General features: G+C 63.2%; 18 protein-coding genes. 10 read left to right on the top strand and 8 right to left on the bottom strand.

Going from position 1 to position 17394, the window contains the following annotated elements; all coding sequences use genetic code 11:
* Window positions 1-90: 90 nt before the first annotated feature.
* The 4 genes from ispH to ACT54B_RS17815 all read left to right on the top strand — a co-directional run bounded on the left by ispH (window position 91) and on the right by ACT54B_RS17815 (window position 3044).
* Window positions 91-1110: a 4-hydroxy-3-methylbut-2-enyl diphosphate reductase gene (gene ispH, locus ACT54B_RS17830; protein ID WP_476046801.1), complete on the top strand. Its 1020-nt coding sequence runs from the start codon at window positions 91-93 to the stop codon at window positions 1108-1110.
* Window positions 1111-1242: 132 nt separating this feature from the next.
* The gene (locus tag ACT54B_RS17825) at window positions 1243-2205 is read left to right on the top strand and encodes a homoserine kinase (RefSeq protein ID WP_476046799.1); all 963 of its coding nucleotides are present in this window, start codon (window positions 1243-1245) and stop codon (window positions 2203-2205) included.
* A 5-nt stretch (window positions 2206-2210) separates the two neighbouring features.
* On the top strand, window positions 2211-2651 hold the full coding sequence (rnhA, locus tag ACT54B_RS17820; RefSeq protein WP_476046797.1) for a ribonuclease HI: 441 nt from the start codon (window positions 2211-2213) through the stop codon (window positions 2649-2651).
* A gap of 12 nt (window positions 2652-2663) precedes the next feature.
* Window positions 2664-3044 carry a helix-turn-helix domain-containing protein gene (locus tag ACT54B_RS17815; RefSeq protein ID WP_476046795.1) on the top strand — a complete coding sequence of 127 codons (381 nt, stop codon included), beginning with the start codon at window positions 2664-2666 and terminating at the stop codon, window positions 3042-3044.
* Here the strand turns inward: ACT54B_RS17815 and ACT54B_RS17810 are convergent.
* The 3 genes from ACT54B_RS17810 to ACT54B_RS17800 all read right to left on the bottom strand — a co-directional run bounded on the left by ACT54B_RS17810 (window position 3016) and on the right by ACT54B_RS17800 (window position 4843).
* Window positions 3016-3354, bottom strand: a complete 339-nt coding sequence (locus tag ACT54B_RS17810; RefSeq protein ID WP_476046794.1) for a type II toxin-antitoxin system RelE/ParE family toxin — start codon at window positions 3352-3354, stop codon at window positions 3016-3018. The genes ACT54B_RS17815 and ACT54B_RS17810 overlap by 29 nt on opposite strands.
* 109 nt (window positions 3355-3463) lie before the next feature.
* Entirely contained in the window at window positions 3464-3949 is a 486-nt protein-coding gene (locus ACT54B_RS17805) for a redoxin family protein (RefSeq protein WP_476046792.1), read from the bottom strand.
* Between the two features lie 96 nt (window positions 3950-4045).
* Window positions 4046-4843: a protein-disulfide reductase DsbD domain-containing protein gene (locus tag ACT54B_RS17800; RefSeq protein WP_476046790.1), complete on the bottom strand. Its 798-nt coding sequence runs from the start codon at window positions 4841-4843 to the stop codon at window positions 4046-4048.
* A gap of 136 nt (window positions 4844-4979) precedes the next feature.
* Between ACT54B_RS17800 and ACT54B_RS17795 the strand changes: the two genes are divergently transcribed.
* Window positions 4980-5612, top strand: a complete 633-nt coding sequence (locus tag ACT54B_RS17795) for a YqgE/AlgH family protein (protein ID WP_476046788.1) — start codon at window positions 4980-4982, stop codon at window positions 5610-5612.
* 31 nt (window positions 5613-5643) lie between these two features.
* Here ACT54B_RS17795 and ACT54B_RS17790 read toward each other — a convergent pair whose 3' ends face one another.
* From ACT54B_RS17790 to thrC, 4 genes are all read right to left on the bottom strand, one after another.
* Entirely contained in the window at window positions 5644-8562 is a 2919-nt protein-coding gene (locus ACT54B_RS17790; RefSeq protein ID WP_476046786.1) for an EAL domain-containing protein, read from the bottom strand.
* Complete coding sequence (locus ACT54B_RS17785; protein ID WP_476046784.1) at window positions 8559-9167, bottom strand: GNAT family N-acetyltransferase; 609 nt, start codon at window positions 9165-9167, stop codon at window positions 8559-8561. The genes ACT54B_RS17790 and ACT54B_RS17785 overlap by 4 nt, the downstream gene beginning before the upstream one ends.
* Before the next feature lie 62 nt (window positions 9168-9229).
* Window positions 9230-10528 (bottom strand): M16 family metallopeptidase, encoded by a 1299-nt coding sequence (locus tag ACT54B_RS17780; RefSeq protein ID WP_476046782.1) that lies wholly within the window; start codon window positions 10526-10528, stop codon window positions 9230-9232.
* A 28-nt stretch (window positions 10529-10556) separates the two neighbouring features.
* Window positions 10557-11957 carry a threonine synthase gene (gene thrC / locus ACT54B_RS17775; protein WP_476046780.1) on the bottom strand — a complete coding sequence of 467 codons (1401 nt, stop codon included), beginning with the start codon at window positions 11955-11957 and terminating at the stop codon, window positions 10557-10559.
* A 318-nt stretch (window positions 11958-12275) separates the two neighbouring features.
* Here thrC and ACT54B_RS17770 point away from each other — a divergent pair, with 318 nt between their 5' ends.
* On the top strand, window positions 12276-12869 hold the full coding sequence (locus ACT54B_RS17770; RefSeq protein ID WP_476046778.1) for a hypothetical protein: 594 nt from the start codon (window positions 12276-12278) through the stop codon (window positions 12867-12869).
* A 60-nt stretch (window positions 12870-12929) separates the two neighbouring features.
* Window positions 12930-13865, top strand: coding sequence for a diacylglycerol/lipid kinase family protein (locus ACT54B_RS17765; protein WP_476046776.1), 936 nt, complete (start codon window positions 12930-12932; stop codon window positions 13863-13865).
* Window positions 13866-13877: 12 nt separating this feature from the next.
* Here the strand turns inward: ACT54B_RS17765 and ACT54B_RS17760 are convergent, their stop codons facing one another.
* Window positions 13878-14567 carry an HAD family hydrolase gene (locus tag ACT54B_RS17760; protein ID WP_476046774.1) on the bottom strand — a complete coding sequence of 230 codons (690 nt, stop codon included), beginning with the start codon at window positions 14565-14567 and terminating at the stop codon, window positions 13878-13880.
* 442 nt (window positions 14568-15009) lie between these two features.
* Between ACT54B_RS17760 and ACT54B_RS17755 the strand changes: the two genes are divergently transcribed.
* Genes ACT54B_RS17755 through ACT54B_RS17745 form a run of 3 tightly spaced genes read left to right on the top strand, consistent with a single transcriptional unit; the run spans window position 15010 to window position 17252 of the window.
* Window positions 15010-16437 (top strand): hypothetical protein, encoded by a 1428-nt coding sequence (locus ACT54B_RS17755; RefSeq protein ID WP_476046772.1) that lies wholly within the window; start codon window positions 15010-15012, stop codon window positions 16435-16437.
* Window positions 16438-16447: 10 nt separating this feature from the next.
* Window positions 16448-16891 (top strand): hypothetical protein, encoded by a 444-nt coding sequence (locus ACT54B_RS17750; RefSeq protein WP_476046770.1) that lies wholly within the window; start codon window positions 16448-16450, stop codon window positions 16889-16891.
* Between the two features lie 40 nt (window positions 16892-16931).
* On the top strand, window positions 16932-17252 hold the full coding sequence (locus tag ACT54B_RS17745) for a hypothetical protein (protein WP_476046768.1): 321 nt from the start codon (window positions 16932-16934) through the stop codon (window positions 17250-17252).
* The last annotated feature ends 142 nt before the right edge of the window (window positions 17253-17394 follow it).

Raw genomic sequence — 17394 nt, 5'->3', positions numbered from 1 at the left:
GCCTGCCTTGTTGCGGCAGGCCTCAAACCCCATTTTCCTTTTCGCCGGATGTGGTAGACCGTCCCGGCACGGCAGAAGGACCCGGACGACATGAATGCGATGACCAGACCGCCCCTTACCATCCGGCTCTGCGGGCCGCGCGGCTTCTGTGCCGGCGTGGACCGGGCGATCCAGATCGTGGTTCTGGCGCTCAAGGCCTATGGCGCGCCGGTCTATGTCCGGCATGAGATCGTGCACAATCGCTATGTGGTCGAGGGCCTGGAGGCCAAGGGCGCGGTTTTCGTCGAGGAACTCGATGAAATCCCGGAGGAGCATCGCGGCCAGCCCGTGGTTTTCTCCGCCCATGGTGTGCCGAAATCGGTTCCGGAAGATGCGGTTGCCCGCAATCTCTTCTATCTCGATGCGACCTGCCCGCTGGTCTCCAAGGTACACAAGCAGGCCATGCGTCACCAGCGCCTGGGCCGGCATGTGGTCCTGATCGGCCATGCCGGCCATCCGGAGGTGATCGGCACCATGGGACAACTGCCCGAAGGCTCGGTCTCCCTCGTCGAGACCGTGGAGGACGCGGACCGCTACGCGCCGCTCGATCCGGACAATCTTGGCTATGTCACGCAGACGACCTTGTCCGTCGATGACACGGCCGGCGTGATTGCCCGCCTGCAGGAGCGTTTCCCCAAGCTGACGGCGCCCGCCGCAGACAGCATCTGCTATGCCACCACAAACCGTCAGGAAGCCGTCAAGCAGGCCGCCCCGGGTTGCGATCTCTTCCTCATCGTCGGCGCGCCCAATTCCTCCAATTCCAAGCGGCTGGTCGAAGTGGCGCTCAGGGCCGGCGCGAAGCAATCCCTGCTGGTCCAGCGCGCCTCGGAGATAGACTGGGCAAATCTCGGGCCGATCACGACGGTCGGACTTTCCGCCGGGGCCTCGGCGCCGGAGGTGATCGTCAACGAGATCATCGAGGCTTTCCGCGAACGCTATACAGCCACCGTGGAGCTGGCCGATACGGTAGAAGAGAACGAGCACTTCCTCGTCAATCGGGAGCTGCGCGGCATTGCGCTCACCGAAGCGGACATGGCTTTCGTGAATGGCGAGCGTGCGCCGCAGGCGTGACAGGGATCTGCCCGTTTGCGCCGGATAAGCTGTGGTCTTTGCCGCGCTGCGGGTAGTCTTCAAAGCGGCCTTTGCGCTAAGGAGGGCGGGGAGAATCTTGCTCCTTGACCAGCGACAGAATGGGAAGCCGACGTGGCCGTCTATACCGATATCAGCGAGGATGACCTGAAGCACTTCATCGCCGCCTATGAGGCGGGCGATCTCTTGTCCTACAAGGGCATCGCCGAAGGCGTGGAGAATTCCAACTTCCTGCTGCACACGTCGAAATTCCCGCTGATCCTCACGCTTTATGAAAAGCGGGTGGACCGGAATGACCTGCCTTTCTTTCTTGGCCTGATGGAACATCTGGCAGCGCGGGGCCTGTCCTGCCCGTTGCCCCTGCCACGCAAGGATGGCGCGCTTCTCGGCGAGCTCTCCGGCCGGCCGGCGGCGCTGATCTCCTTCCTGGAGGGCATGTGGCTGCGCAAGCCCGAAGCCAAACATTGCCGGGAGGTCGGCCGCGCGCTGGCCGCGATGCATCTCGCCGGTGAAGGCTTTGAGATCCGCCGGCCGAATGCGCTCTCGCTGGCCGGCTGGCGCGAGCTCTGGGACAAGTCTGAAGCCCGGGCCGATGAGGTGGAAACGGGTCTTTCCGCAGAAATTCGCGGCGAGATGGCCGATCTGGAAGCGCATTGGCCGAAAGACCTGCCATCCGGCGTGATCCATGCCGATCTTTTCCCCGACAATGTCTTCTTCGTCGGCGATGAACTCTCGGGCCTGATCGACTTCTATTTCGCCTGCAACGACCTGCTCGCCTACGACGTTTCGATTTGCCTCAATGCCTGGTGCTTCGAGAAGGACGGCGCCTATAACATCACCAAGGGGAAGGCGCTGCTTGAAGGCTATCAATCGGTGCGCCCGCTCTCCGAAGCTGAAGTGGCGGCATTGCCGATCCTGTCGCGCGGCTCGGCGCTGCGCTTCTTCCTGACGCGCCTCTACGACTGGCTGACCACGCCCGCCGGTGCACTTGTCGTCAAGAAGGACCCGCTCGAATATCTCCGCAAGCTGCGCTTCCACCGGCAGGTGAAATCGCCGGCCGAATACGGGCTGCTCTGATCGCCATGAAGCATGTAGACCTCTTTACGGATGGTGCGTGCTCGGGAAATCCCGGCCCCGGCGGCTGGGGCGCGGTGCTGCGCTATGGCGACGTGGAAAAGGAACTTTGCGGCGGCGAGGCCGACACCACGAACAACCGCATGGAACTGATGGCCGCCATTTCAGCCCTCAATGCCCTGAAGAGCCCCTGCGAGGTCGATCTCTACACCGACAGCGCCTATGTGAAGGACGGCATCTCCAAGTGGATCCATGGCTGGAAGAAGAACGGCTGGAAGACGGCCGACAAGAAGCCGGTCAAGAATGCCGAACTCTGGCAGCAGCTGGAAGAGGCCCGCAACCGCCACAAGGTCACCCTGCACTGGGTCAAGGGCCATGCCGGCCACCCCGAGAACGAACGCGCCGACGCACTCGCCCGCAAGGGCATGGAGCCGTTCAAGAAGCAGTGAGGGGCTGCCCCCTTGTCAAACCGGGTCGCAACGATTATTTTATACGAAATCTCGTATATCGGCATCCTGATGACACAGCTTGGCTACGACAATATCTTCGACGTGGTGACGGAAGACGCGCAAGAGGCGGCGGACCTGCAGTTTCGGGCTGACCTCATGCTCACCCTCCGCCAGATGTTCGAGCAAAGGGGCTGGAAGCAGGCCGATATTGCCGCAGCACTGGGCGTTTCCCAACCACGGGTAAGCGATCTTATGAGAGGAAAGGTCGATCAGTTTTCGGCCGACAAGCTGATCGGATTTCTGGCCCGAATGAATGTCCGGCTGCGTCCCCGCTATGACGCAGCACGGGGTATCGGCTGCGATGTCATGGCGATTGCACCTTTGCCAGCATGAGGCGGTAGCGCTCCCGTGCCAGCAGCATGGCCTTGCGGTCAACACCGTTCGTTTTTTTCGTGAAGCTGTGAAGAATGAAAACCGTATCCGCATATTTTGCGCAGTAAATGCTGCGATATGCCTGTTCGCTGTTATCGATCAGCTCGACCGCGCCAACCCCGACAGTCTCGGTGAGGTGCTTCCATTTTGAGAATGGCGACAGCCCGGCTTGCACCGCCTGCAGGTCGGCGCCGAACTGTTTCTGTATCGATTTTGGCAGATCCAGGAATTCCCGTTTCGCTGCCGCGTTAATGAACTCGAATTTTCGCATCGGAAAAACGTAAATTAGAAAAATATTTATAAGTGTATACGTGAGCCTTTTGTCAATTGCGTAGATAAAAGATACGGCCCTCGCAAAAGCGAGGGCCGTCAACGCTGGATCAGAGGCTTTCCAGCATGTGGGCTGCGGCGGAAACCGTTGCCTGGCCGGGATTTTCCTCGATGTTCAGGCTCTTCACCACGCCGTCTTCGACGAGCATGGAATAGCGCTTGGAGCGCACGCCGAGGCCGCCGGCGGAGAGGTCGGCATCGAGGCCGAGGGCCTTGGTAAAGGCGGCGTTCCAGTCGGCGAGGAAGTGGATCTTGCCCATGCCGCCGGAATTCTCGGCCCAGGCGCCCATGACGTGCCAGTCATTGACGGAGACCACGGCCACTTCGTCCACACCCTTCGCCTTCAGCGCATCGATATTCTCAAGATAGCCGGGCAGGTGGTTCAGCGAGCAGGTCGGCGTGAAAGCGCCGGGCACGGCGAAGATCACCGCCTTCTTGCCGGCAAGCAAATCCTTGACGCTGACTTCGACCGGGCCGTCTTTGGTCTTTTCCTTGAACGTGGCGTCAGGCAGGCGGTCGCCGATGGCAATGGTCATGTCGTGTCTCCTTGAATGGCGGATATGGCCGGCTTCGCTGGCGGGCCGGATGCTGAGAGATAGGGTCTGGCTGGCGCGGAGAAAAGAGGCCCGAGGCTAGTTGGGAGAAAATTCCGTCTCGATAGCGCGCGCCCCGCTCCGGATCACCACCCGCCAGGCGGCGGCGGAAAGGCTTGTTCCATGCGCAAGGCCCTTCAGCGGAACCGAGACGGTCAATCGTCCGTCGTCCGCAGCGGTTCCCGCGGCGGTAAAGGCATAGCCGGGCGGGCCTGTCACGATCGCCTCCCCTTGGGCGCCGGGCAGGCCGAGATCGGCGACGAGGTCGATGGCGTCGCCGGCGGGCGCAAGCCGGGCCTGCACGAGCGAAAGGCCGTCCATGCGGCCGGGCGGCAGAATTGCTTCGGCCGCAGCCACCGCCGCCTCTTCCTCCGGGGAGGCGGACGCATCGCCCGTCACCTTCAGATCGGCCTGAAAGGGAATGCAGATGTCCTTGCAGAGCCCGATGAACAGCATCGCCTGCACCGGGCCGGGCGCGGCGCCAAGCCGGATGGGCAGGGCGACCCGTCCCTGATAGCCGAGATCGGTCAGGTTGCCGAGCCGAAGGATGTGCGGCGCGGGAAAGTGCAGCGACAGCAAAGCGGCGGGCGGCGTGACGGTCAGCTGCGGAGGAATGCCGCTGTCGCCGGGCTCCCGCCAGTAGGTGATCCAGCCCGGAGCCGGTTCGATTTCCACCATGCCCCGCCGGCTACCATCCGCGCCGGGTGCCAGCAGAACCAGGCGGGCCCGCCCGCCTTCATTGACGATCCAGTCACTTGCGGCGGCGGCTGCATGGCCTGCGGCGGCAAGCCCGGCCAGAAGGGCAAGTAGCGGAGCAACAAGGATTTTCGGCTTCATGGCGGCTGCTTCTCCCGGATGGTTGCCTTCCCTTAGCGTATCGGCTTGCAGATTGCCGATCATTTTTGGTTGATTGATGGAGGGAAGTGCCCCATCTTGAATGTGGCAATTGGCAATTCCGGGCTGGAGGAACTCGATGTCATTCTCGAAGCTCACCGATCCCACCATCCACACGCGATCCTCCGGCAAGCGGGAGCGCGGTTTTCTCGATGGCCAGTTTCTGATCGCCATGCCCGGTGTGTTCGACCAGAATTTCGCCCGTACGGTCATTTACATCTGCGCGCATTCGCCGGCGGGCGCCATGGGCTTTATCCTCAATCGCCGGCAGGCGATCACGCTGCCGGAGATACTCCTGCACCTCAACATGATCGACCAGCATGATGCGATCATGCTGCCGCAGCACATGAAGGATTTCCCGATCCAGACCGGCGGGCCGGTCGATACGGGCCGCGGCTTCGTGCTGCATTCGGACGATTATCTCACGGATTCCTCGATCCCTGTCAGCGAGGATATCTGCCTCACCGCCACGCTCGATATCCTCCGGGCGATTTCCGATGGCGGGGGCCCGCGCCGGGCGACCATGCTGCTGGGTTATGCAGGCTGGGCAGGTGGCCAGCTGGAGGCGGAGATCGCCAATAATGGCTGGCTGCATTGCGCCCCCTCCGAAGAGCTGATCTTCGACCGCAAGCTCGACGACAAGTATGAGCGCGCGCTCGCCCTTCTGGGCATTTCGCCGGCCATGCTGAGCAATGAGGCCGGGCACGCCTGAAGCCCTCGCCCCCTTTCGGAGTGCCTGAGGTTCAGGCGCTTTTCGTCAGCGGAAAGCGCTCCTTCAGGAGACGCAGCACGCTGTCTGCGGGGATGGGGGCACCGAAGAGGTAGCTTTGCCCGTAGCGGCAGCCGAGCCGCGCCAGTTCGATCGCGTCCTCGTCGCTTTCGATCCCCTCCGCCACCACATCCATGCCGAGGTCCCGCGCCATGACGATCATGGAGCGGAGCAGAATGGCGCGGCGTTCGCCTTCGCCACCCACCAGCGACTTGTCGAGCTTGATCGTGTCGAAGGGGAAGCGGGCGAGATAGGAGAGCGAGGAATAGCCGGTGCCGAAATCGGTGAGCGCCAGGCCGATGCCGTTCTGCTTCAGCTTTTCGAGCACGAGGCGCGACTGTTCCGGGTTTTCCATGACCAGCGTTTCGCCGAATTCGAGCTTCAGCTGCTCGGCCTTGACCTGCGTGCGGGTCAGCACGGATTTCACATCCATGCAGAGCTCGTTGTTGAGCAATTGACCGGTCGGAATCCCGACCGTCACGAAAACGGGAATTTCGCCGGTTTGCGCCTGCCAGGCATTGAGATCCTGCGCGGCCCGCTCGAGCGCGATGGCATTCAGTGTGGCGCAGAGACCGGCTGCTTCTGCCGCATCGTAGATCTCGTTGATCGGTACCAGACCGCGTTTCGGATGGTCCCAGCGGATGAGGCCTTCGAAGCCCGCCACTTCCGCATCGTTCAGGCGGATGATCGGCTGATAGGTCAGGGTGAGCTCGCGGCGCTCCACGGCGCGGCGCAAATCCGCTTCCATCTGCAGCCGGTCGAAACCCATGCCCCGGAAGGACGGCTGGAAGGGTTCGACGCGATTGCCGCCCGCCTTCTTGGCGCGATACATGGCCAGCTCCGCATCCGCCACCAGCCCGGCGGCGCTGTCCTGCTGCGTTACCCAGGTGGAAAGGCCGATGGAAGCCGTCAGCACCACTTCCCGATTGGCAAAGGAGAGCGGCACGGAAATGGCGCGGCTCACCGCATCGGCGAAATCCGCGACCTTGGCCGGGTTCGCCTCGGATACGAGGAGGAGCGCGAACTGGTCGCCGGAAATCCGCGCCAGCGTATCCTGCGGCTTCAGCAGGCGGCGCAGCCGTCGCGTCAGCGCAATCAGGATGTTGTCGCCGGCGGCAATGCCCAGCGTATCGTTGACCAGCTTGTAGCGGTCGATGTCGATGATGAGCACGGTCGGGCGCACCCGCTCGTCGGTGGGAGCGAGCGCCATCACGCTTTCCAGCCGGTCGAGGAAGATCTGACGGTTGGGCAGGCCGGTCAGGTTGTCGCGCAGCGCGTCGTTCAACAGACGGTCGATGGAATTTCGCTGCTCGGTCACGTCGATGATCGTGCCGACGCAGCGGATGATCTCGCCGTTCGAGCCCAGCACCGGCCGGGCCCGGATCGCCAGCCAGTGGAAATGGCCATCCTCGGCGCGAATGCGGAATTCGTGGCTCAGCCGGCCGCGACGATGTTCCAGCAGCACGTCCAGCGTGGCGCGGAAACGGTCGCGGTCATCGGGGTGAAGCCGCGGCAGCCAGTTGCGCACCGCCCCGTTCATGGCGCCCTGCGGCAGGCCGAGCTTGGCGGAGAGATCGGGAATGGTCACCACCCGGTCGCGCGCCACGTCCCAGTCCCAGACCGTATCGCCCGATCCCGTCAGCGCCAGCGATTGCCGCTCGAGATCCGAGAACAGGCCCTGATGCAGGGCGCCACCGGCAAAGGCATGCTGCATGACGGTAAAGCCGATCAAAAGCACGATCAGCACGAGGCCGCCGCCAAGCGCCGGCTGTACCACGTCATTGTCGATCTGCCCGGTGACGGTCAGCCAGGCGCCGAACAGCCAGACGAGAATCAGCACCCAGGCGGGCACCAGCAGGATCGCGCGGTCATAGCGGTTGAAGCCCAGATAGACGATCAGCAGAATGCCCGCCGCCGCCGTCATCGCATAGGAAAGCCGGGCGACGCCGGACGCAATCGAGGGATCGTAGATGGCGACGCCGAACAGCAGGCCGAGGCCGAGAACCCAGGCAAAGGTGGCATAGCCGAGATTGACGTGCCACCGGTTGAGATTGAGATAGGTGAAGAGGAAGATGACAAGCCCCGCCGCCAGCGCCACCTCAGTCGAGGCCCGCCAGATGCGCTGGTCGCCCGATGTCAGCGTGATCAGCTTTTCGAGAAAGCCGAAATCGACGCAGATATAGCCAAGCACGGCCCAGGCGAGCGCAGCGGTCGCCGGCAGCATGGACGTGCCCTTCACCACGAAGAGGATCGTCAGGAACACCGCCAGCAGGCCGGCAATGCCGAGCACGATCCCGCGATAGAGCGTGAAGGCATTGACCGTGTCCTTGTAGGCGTCGGGCTCCCAGAGATAGAGCTGCGGCAGATCGGGCGAGGCGAGCTCCGCCGCAAAGGTCACGACCGCGCCGGGGTTCAGCGTGATGCGGAACACGTCATCCTCGGAAGACGGCTGACGGTCGAGCGCGAAGCCTTCCGACGGCGTGATCGCCACGATGCGCTGCGAGCCGAGATCGGGCCAGAACACCTTCGAATTCACCAGCCGGTAATGGGGTGCGACGATCAGGCGCTCGATCTGCTCGTCCGTGACATTGGCAAGCGCGAAGACGGCCCAGTCGCCCTGATGGTTCGGCGAGCTCGGTTCCACGGCGAAGCGACGGCGGATGCCGTCGGGGCCATCGGCCGCGGTCACGGTCAGCTTGTCGCTCTGGTTGGTGTAGATCTCGGTGGTGGCGGTGAGGTTCAGCGCCGTATCTTCGCGGGAAATCTTGACCGGTTCGACGGCAAAGGCATTGGATGCGGCCACCGGTGACAGGCACAGCAAGAGGGCGAGCAGCGGCAGGACGGCCACCCACGCGATCGAAAACGCCGAAAACCCGGTTTTCCCTGATGTCATGACGTCTTCCGGTTCCTGTTTTCGTCGCTGGCGAGAAGGGCATACATGAGGTGATCGCGCCATTCGCCGTTGATCTTCAGATAGCCCCTCAACGAGCCTTCCTGTCGAAATCCGGCCTTTTCAAGGAGGCGGATGCTGCGGGCATTGTCCGCAATACAGGCAGCTTCGATGCGGTGCAACTCGAGCGGGCCGAAGATGTAGGGGATGACCGTATCGAGCGTCCGGGACATGATGCCCTTGCCCGCATGCTGCTCCCCCATCCAGTAGCCGATCATGCAGCTCTGCGCCACGCCGCGCCGGATAAGCCCGATGGTGATGCCGCCGAGCAGCTCCTCGCTGTCCGGGTCCCAGATGAAGAGCGCGATGGACTGGCCCGCATCATATTCCTGCTGGTAGCGGTTGAGCCGGGCGCGATAGGCGCTGCCGGACAATTCGTCCGGCCGCCATTTCGGTTCCCAGGGCTGCAGAAAGGTGCGGCTGTCGGAGCGCAGCCGCTGCCAGGCGCGGTAATCGGATGTTTGCGGCATCCGCAGATACAGCCCGTCGCCGTAGAGCTCGACCGGCGAATTGTTCCGCGAGAAAAATCGGAATACCGACCGTGTCATCCGCTGCTCGATCCCTTGCGGCCATCATGGCCGTCCCTTAAGCGACAGGCCAAAGTTCCCGTTCAGCCGTTCGCCGTCAAGGGAGCGGGGGCCTTGCCGGAAAGCGAGGCCACAATTTTCTCCAGCGGAGCCAGCTGATCGAGCGGTCCGATGGCAGAAAGCGTGGGTTTGGTGTCGAAGAACAGGCGGCCGGCGAGATCGGTCAGCCGGTCGGTGGTGATACCGGCCAGCCGTTCCATCATCTCGTTGTTGGGAATGATGCGTCCATAGAGCATCATCTGCCGGGCGATCTGGCCGGCCCGGGCGGCCGGGCTTTCCTGCCCCATCAGCAGCTGGGCGCGGATCTGGGCGCGGGCGCGCTCGATTTCCTGCGGGTCGATGCGCTCCGAGCTTTTCTTCAGCTCGTCGATGATGACGGGCACCAGTTCCGGCAGGTTCTCGCCGCCGGTCGCGGCATGGATGCCGAAGATGCCCGTATCGGAAAAGCCCCAGTGGAAGGCATAGACCGAATAACAGAGACCGCGAATTTCGCGCACTTCCTGGAAGAGCCGCGAAGACATGCCGCCGCCGAGAATATTGGCGAGAATCTGCGAGCAGTAGAAGTCGCGCATGTGATAGGCCTTGCCCTCGAAGCCGAGCAGCACCTGCGTATCCATGAGGTCGCGGGTCTCGCGCACCTCGCCGCCCGTATAGCGGGCGAGATCCATGACCGGCGAAACCGAAGGCTTCTGCGGCAGGCTGGCGAAGCGGGTTTCCACCTCGCGCACGAAATCCTGGTGATCGACAGCGCCGGCCGCGATCACGAACATGCGGTCGGTAGTATAGTTGCGCGAGAGATAGCCGCGGATCTGGTCCGGCTGGAAGGACAGGACCGTTTCCGGCGTGCCGAGGATCGAGCGGCCGATGGTCTGCTCCGCATAGGCGGCCTCGGAGAAGCGGTCGAACACCACGTCGTCGGGCGTGTCGTCGGCCGCGCCGATTTCCTGCAGGATGACGTTCTTCTCGCGGGCTAGCTCTTCCTCGTCGAAGACGCTGTCGGTCAGGATGTCGGCGAGAATGTCGACCGCGAGCGGCACGTGATCCTTGAGGACGCGGGCATAATAGGAGGTCGTCTCCGTCGAGGTCGCGGCGTTGACCTCGCCGCCCACATTCTCGATTTCCTCGGCGATCTGCCGGGCCGAGCGGCGATGCGTGCCCTTGAAGGCCATATGTTCGAGCAGATGGGCGATGCCATGCTCTTCGCGCGTCTCGTTGCGCGATCCCGACTTGATCCAGACCCCGAGAGCGACGCTCTCCAGATGAGGCATGTTTTCCGTTACCACTGTCAAACCGGAAGCAAGCCGGGTGCACTCAACCTTCATCGTCCGTCTTTCTGCGAACCCAGTCGCCTCAGGCCTTGCCGGCCCGGGCGTGGGCGCCAATCAGTTTCTCGACCGCCTGGAGATCCGCCTCGATCACCTCGAAGCGCTCCTGGCGATCCATCAGGTCACCGAGCCAGGCGGGAAGTTCCGGGGTCACGCCAGCGGCCTTCTTGACCGCGTCGGGGAATTTTGCCGGATGCGCCGTGGCAAGCGTAATCATGGGACTATTGGATTTTTCGTGCGCCTTGGCAACAAAAACTCCAACAGCCGTGTGCGGGTCGAGCAGATAGCCGGTCTTTTCCAGCGTTTCGCGGATGGTCGCCGCCACCTGCTTCTCGCTGGCCCGGCCCGCCTTGAACTCGCGCCGGATGGCGCGCAGCGCGCCTTCCGAAAGGGTAAACGCATTCGCCTGCTTCAGGTTCTCCATCAATCCGCGCACCGCCGAGGAATCCCGGCCATAGGCTTCGAACAGCAGCCGTTCGAAGTTGGAGGATATCTGGATGTCCATGGAGGGCGTGGTGGTCGCCTTCACGGATTTCATCTCGTAGCGGCCGGTCTTCAGCGTGCGGGCCAGAATGTCGTTCTCGTTGGTGGCGATCACCAGCCGGTCGATCGGCAGCCCCATGCGCTTGGCGACGAAACCGGCGAAAATGTCACCGAAATTGCCGGTCGGCACGGTGAAGGACATCTTCCGGTCCGGTGAACCGAGGGCCACGGCTGTGGTGAAGTAATAGACCACCTGCGCCATGATGCGCGCCCAGTTGATCGAGTTCACGCCCGAAAGCTGCACCCGTGTGCGGAAGGCCTGGTCGTTGAACATGGCCTTCACCAGGTTCTGGCAATCGTCGAAATTGCCCTTCACGGCCAGCGCATGCACGTTGGAAGCGCCGTGCGTGGTCATCTGCCGCTGCTGGACGGGCGAGACCTTGCCCTCGGGGAAGAGGATGAAGATGTCGGTGCGGTCACGTCCTGCAAAGGCGTCGATGGCGGCCCCGCCCGTATCGCCCGAGGTCGCCCCGACGATGGTGGCGCGCTGCCCCCGCTTTTCCAGCACATAGTCCATCAGCCGGCCGATGAGCTGCATCGCCACGTCCTTGAAGGCGAGCGTCGTGCCGTGGAAAAGCTCCATGATGAAGGAATTCGGCCCGGTCTGGACGAGCGGCGCCACCGCCGGATGGCGGAAGGTGGCATAGGCCTCGTCGATCATGGCGCGGAAATCCTCCGCGGGAATTTCGCCGCCGGTAAAGCGGTAGAGGATCTCGAAGGCGGTTTCCTGATAGGTGAGGCCGCGCAGGGCGCGGATTTCCTTTTTCGTCAGCTGCGGCCAGCTCTTCGGCACATAGAGGCCGCCGTCGCTCGCAAGCCCTGCGAGAAGCGCATCGGAAAAGCCGAGGGTAGGGGCCTCGCCCCGCGTCGAGATGTAGTCCACTGCCAGTTTCCTTGAGTTCCGGTGTCGGATGGGAGCCCGAAGTCTAAGCGTCCTTGCCGTCGCCGGTTTATCTTGTTTGCGCCAAAATTGCCCGGTGACTTTCGTTCTTCGGCAAGTTCGCGTCGCGTCCGCATGGCGCGTGCCGGAAGGCGGGCGTCCTGCGCCCCGCCGCTTCCTCCGAAAACCTGCCCAAAACCTTTTGCCCCCAATCGATTTTTTTCAGCGCCGCTGGTATAGAGCATCCGCATGGGGCATGAAAGGCCCGTTTTCCGTCATTTGTACCGGCATGGAACAGCCGGGTGTTCAGGGAGTGGCAGCATGACAGGCAGAATTCAGGCAAGGATGCTTCGTGGGGCCGCGTTGACCGCCGTGCTGCTGGCGGTGGCGGGCTGCAACACGCCGACCACCACGCCCTTCGACCACGGCACCAAGGCGCCCGGCATGGAAAAGCTTTCCACCGCCCAGGGGGCACCTGCACCCGTCGTGACCGGCACCTGCCCCCAGATTGCGCTGCGGGAGGGCACGGCCTTCCTGCGCAAGGGCGGCAAGGGCAAGAACGGCGCGCCCGACGACCAGTCCAAGCTGCAATACCAGGCCTCTCTGGCCGATACGACCCGCCAGTGCACCGTGGACGAAACCGGCGCCACCAAGGTGATGGTGCAGGCCCAGGGCCGCATCGTCCTCGGCCCGCTCGGCAAGGCCGGCAAGTTCACCCTGCCGATCCGCGTTGCCGTGATCGACGGCGACCAGACGGTTTATTCCGAGCTGGTGAAGTTCAATGTGGATCTGCCGGCCGGTCAGCCGTCCGGACAGTTCCTGTTCCAGAAGGATGGCATCGTGCTGCCGGTGGGAACCGGCGCGACGGCCCGCGTCTTCATGGGCTTCGACGAAGGCCCTTACAACACCAAGTAAGACCGCCGGAAAAGGCCGGCCCTGGAGGAGGGGCGGCCCGTCCGGTGAAGAGGGGGAGCATTGCGCATCGCAATCATCGTGAATCCCGTCTCGGGAGGGGGACGGGCCTCACGGCACGCCGAAGCGGTCCGGGCCGCTGTCGAAAGCCGCTGCGGCGCCGTGGAGATGGCCTTTACCGGCGGGCGGGGCGATGGCGCGCGGCTGGCCGAAAGTAATGCCCGGGCGGGCGTCGATCTTCTGATTGCCTTCGGCGGCGACGGCACGCTGGGCGAAGTGGCGGATGGCCTCCTGCGCCTTTCGCCGGGCGAGGTCGCCAAACGCCCCGATCTGGGATTCATCGCCGCCGGAACCGGCTCCGATTTCCGCCGCAACTTCACCTTCTCCCGTGATCCCGCCACCGCAGCGCTGGAACTGCTCGACCGCCCGGCCCGTCCGGTGGATGCCGGCCGGGTGACCTTTGCCCTGCCGGGCGGCGGCGAGGGCAGGCGGCATTTCCTCAACATTGCCAGCCTCGGCATCTCCGGCGATATCGTCCTGTCCGTGAACCGGGCGAAGCTTGAGAACAACCGCAGCGGCGCGCTGATCTATCTCTTTTATACGTTGCGAACGCTGATGGCCTACCGCTTTCCGCGCGTCCGGATCGCACTCGACGGAGAGGCGCCGCTGGAGGCGCAGGTGGCGGCTGTCGCCATTGCCAACGGCGCCTGGTTCGGCGGCGGCATGAAGATCGCCCCCGACGCACTGATCGACGACGGCCTTTTTGAAACCGTGGTGGTGAAAGCCCGCAATCGCCTGACGCTGCTCGCCAATCTCGCCCGGGTTTATGGCGGCTTGCATCGCTCGCATCCGGACGTGGTCATGCGCCGCGCCCGGCAGGTGGAGGTCAGCCCGATCGAGGCGGGAGCGATGGTTCCCCTCGAATTCGACGGCGAGGATATGGGATGCCTGCCGGCGCGCTATGAGATCCTTCCCGGTGCGCTGATGCTGCGGGCCTGAGCGAACCGGGAATCAGACCGCACCCGACCATTGCGACAGCGCGGCGATGGTGGCGGGCAGGTCGCTCATCCGGGAAATCACCGTTTCCGCGCCCGCATCCGTCAGCCGGTCCGCATGGGAGGGATAGGTGTGGGAGGCGCCGGTAAAGCCGATCACCCGCATGCCGGCCGCCACCGCGCCGCGAATGCCGTGGACGGAATCTTCCACCACCACCGCATGGCTGGGCTTCACGCCCATTTCCTTCGCCGCGTGAAGGAAAATGTCCGGCCGCGGCTTCACCCGGTCCTCGCCGAGATCGCGGGCGGAATAGATATGCGGATCGAAATAGGCCTTCAGCGCCACATGCGTCAGCATCTTGTCGAGCCGCCGGCCGGTGGAGTTGGAACAGATGCAGCGGGGCTGGGTGAGCCGCGAAAGCGCGTCCTTGACGCCCGGGATGATCTGCACGTCGCGGCCGAGGCGCTCGTCGAGAATCGTCTCCGATTTGTCGATCAGCGAGGCCGAAAGCGGGATGGACGCCTCCCGCTCGACGGCAAGCAGGATATTCTGCCAGGTCATGCCCGCGAAGCGCTCGCCCATTTCCTCGATGGAGATCGGATAGCCCGCCTCCGTCAGCAGCACTGATTCGACTTCTGCCGCGATGATTTCCGAATCGACGAGCACGCCGTCATTGTCGAAGATGATCAGGTCAATCTGGCTCATGAATGCGTGGACCCCGTCTGTTCCGGCTGTAATGGGAGTGAAGCGCCCTGCTACACGAAGCGAGCTTCCGCGACAATCGGGGATCTTGCATGGCTCTCCCCAACATCCGGAATAAGTCGAAGATAGCGCTGTAAAAACAAGGCATTAATATACGTCCGGGAAGCCGGGATCCCGCCCTCTTGCGCTGGCCGGCGCGAACCCGGCAGGGAAGGTGTGCGGCAATGTGATTAAAAATGACAACATTTGACACCGGTTTTCGCCGTTACTACAAAAGTCAATAAATAATTAAATTAGCATTGAATCAGGTTTTGGAATCTGAGGTTTTTTCACCCGGCGGCGGCCGCGAAGACAGCAGAGCGCAAGATCTGAACCGGGAACAGGAGCGGGAGACGCAGCGGCTTTGTTTTGAGGTTCCGGGCAGAAATCCCCGAAAGAGGCGGAGATGAAGACCATTCTCGATATTCTATCCCCCAGGGAACCCTTTTTCCGCAAGCAGCGGAATGCCAGGGCCGAAACGGATCCCGCGGCCATGCCGCTGGATGCGATCGGGCAGAGAAACGAAGATCTGCGCCAGCGGATCGATGCCTATAGCGGGCGGCTGGAGGATGCTCTTCTGCTGCGCGACGAGTTTCATCTGCTGATCAAGCCGCTGACGGATATCGCGACCGAGCTGGAGCTGGCGCGGACGAGGATCGTGGAAATGGAGCAGAGGCTCCGCATGGAACGGCGCAGCCGGGAGGAGGCCACCCAGGCGCTTGCCGACGTCAAGTCCCGCTATGCCACCTACGAGCTCAATCTCGGCGAACTCTCCCGCAAGTATGAGGCAGCCTCCAGCGAACTCGGCGAGCGGATCCTGCAGGTCGGCGGGCTGGAGGAGGCCCTTCGCCTGGCGGAGGAGGCGCGGGTCGATGTGCAGCGCAAGGCCTCCGAATTCGAGAAGGCGCTGAAGATCCACGACAGGGAAGCCACCGTCAACCGGGCGGCGCTGGAAGCCTCTGCGGCGCGTATTTCCCGCCTCGAGCAGGATCTCGCGGTGGTGACGGAGCAAAATGCGGTGCTTGACCGCGAGAGCCTGCGCCTGAAGGAAGGCAACGGCTCCCTGGCCCAGCAGGTCACGGAAATGTCGGCCCTGCAGAAAACCCTCGAAGTGGACCTCGCCGCAGCGCGCCGGCGGCTGGCGGAGGTGGAAGCCCACTATGCGCAGGACAAGGCCGCCGCCGAACAGGCCGCCGTGCAGCACCGCACCTTCATGGCGGCGCTTCAGATGGAGCGATCCGCAGCCGAGGAGCAGAATGCCAGCCTGCGGGCCCGGCTGGAGATCGCCGAGCAGACGGCCCGCCAGCTGCGCCAGCAGCAACTCGAAAAGGATGATGCCTTCCGTTCGGTCGAGCGTCTCTACAGCGAGCTGCAGATGTCCAAGTCGCTGGTGGACAATGCCCACCAGGCCCTGCAGGCAGACCTGGCCAAGCTGACGGAACGGGTCAACGACTCCGAGAAGGCAAGGCGCGAGGCGGAGAGCCGCAGCGCCATGATGTCCAAGGCGATCGCGGCCAAGGATGCCATCCTCGATCAGAACAGCGAACGCATCACCGCGCTGACGGCCATGCTGGCCGATGCGGAAGCTGCCATGCAGGCGGAAAGGGCCGAACTCGCCGCCGCCAACAGCCGGCTGACCGCGGAACTCGAGAATGAAAGGTCGGAAAGAGCCCTTCTTCAGGGCGCGCTGAACATTTCCCGCGAAAGCCGGGCGGAGGTGCAGCGCCAGTTCGATGCCTTCCGCCGGACCGCCCGCGCGCCGCTTGTCGGGATGGATGCGGCTCAATCGAGCGCCACAGAAAGTAATGTGTTGAGTATTAACCAGAAGAATTGAGGGCCAAGCCATGCAAAGCGAAGTGATTGCCGAGATCGAAACCCATGAAATCCCGACGGAAGATGTCGAACTGAATGTCCTGACATTCGCAAAACCCGCTGCCATTGCCGCCCCCGCGAGCAGCTATGGCTTGATCGTCAATGCGGAAGCGGAAATTCCCCGCAATTCGCCGGGTTCGCTGGAAATCGTGCGCGAGGCAGCCGAGGCGCTGCGCATCAGCTCGCTCCGCATCCAGGAGCTGGAGAATGGCCTGCTGGAATTGCGCACCCGCTCGGCCGAAACCATCGCCCATCTGGAAAGCGTGAAAAGCGATCTGGAGCGGGACAAGACCAGCCTCGAAAAGCGGATTTCCGACATGACGCTCCGGGCGGACCGCGCAGAGGTCGCGCTCTCGACGCTCAACGAAGCCATCAAGACCTCCTTTGCCCCCTACCTGAAGAACTGGAAGGCCTGAGGTCGATGGAACGGCCATCCTTCAGACTGGGGCGCTGATCATGAACATCCGTGCCATCGACAGCAAGGAAAGCGAACTGATCGTCCGCGAGATTGCCGACAGGCTGGCCGAGCTGACGGATATCGAGGCGAACCATCGCGAGCTCTACGATCAGGCCGTGGCCGAGTTGGAGGAGGAGCGCGTGAGGGCGAGCCAGGTCATGATGCAATATGCGACCGAGATCGAGAAACTCTCGTCTGAGGCCGTGGAACTCCGCCAGAAGATAGAATTGCTGCGTGCCGAGAATGTATTTCTCGCGAACTATATTCGCGACCATGTCGACAAGAAGGGAGGGCTGGAGGCGGCCGCAAAGGCCCGCTGAGGCGGTCCGGCCTGATGCCTTTTCCCGTTTCCGCCCCGGTGCGGCCGCGCTCCGGGGATGCGGGCAAGGGGGGGAAAGGCCAGCTCCTGCGGGAGGCGGGGAGGTAAACCTGTCCAGCCTGCCGTTTCCCCGGACAGGACAA

Source organism: Gellertiella sp. DMC107 (genome assembly GCF_056313605.1).
This window is presented reverse-complemented; position numbering and strand designations above follow the sequence as displayed.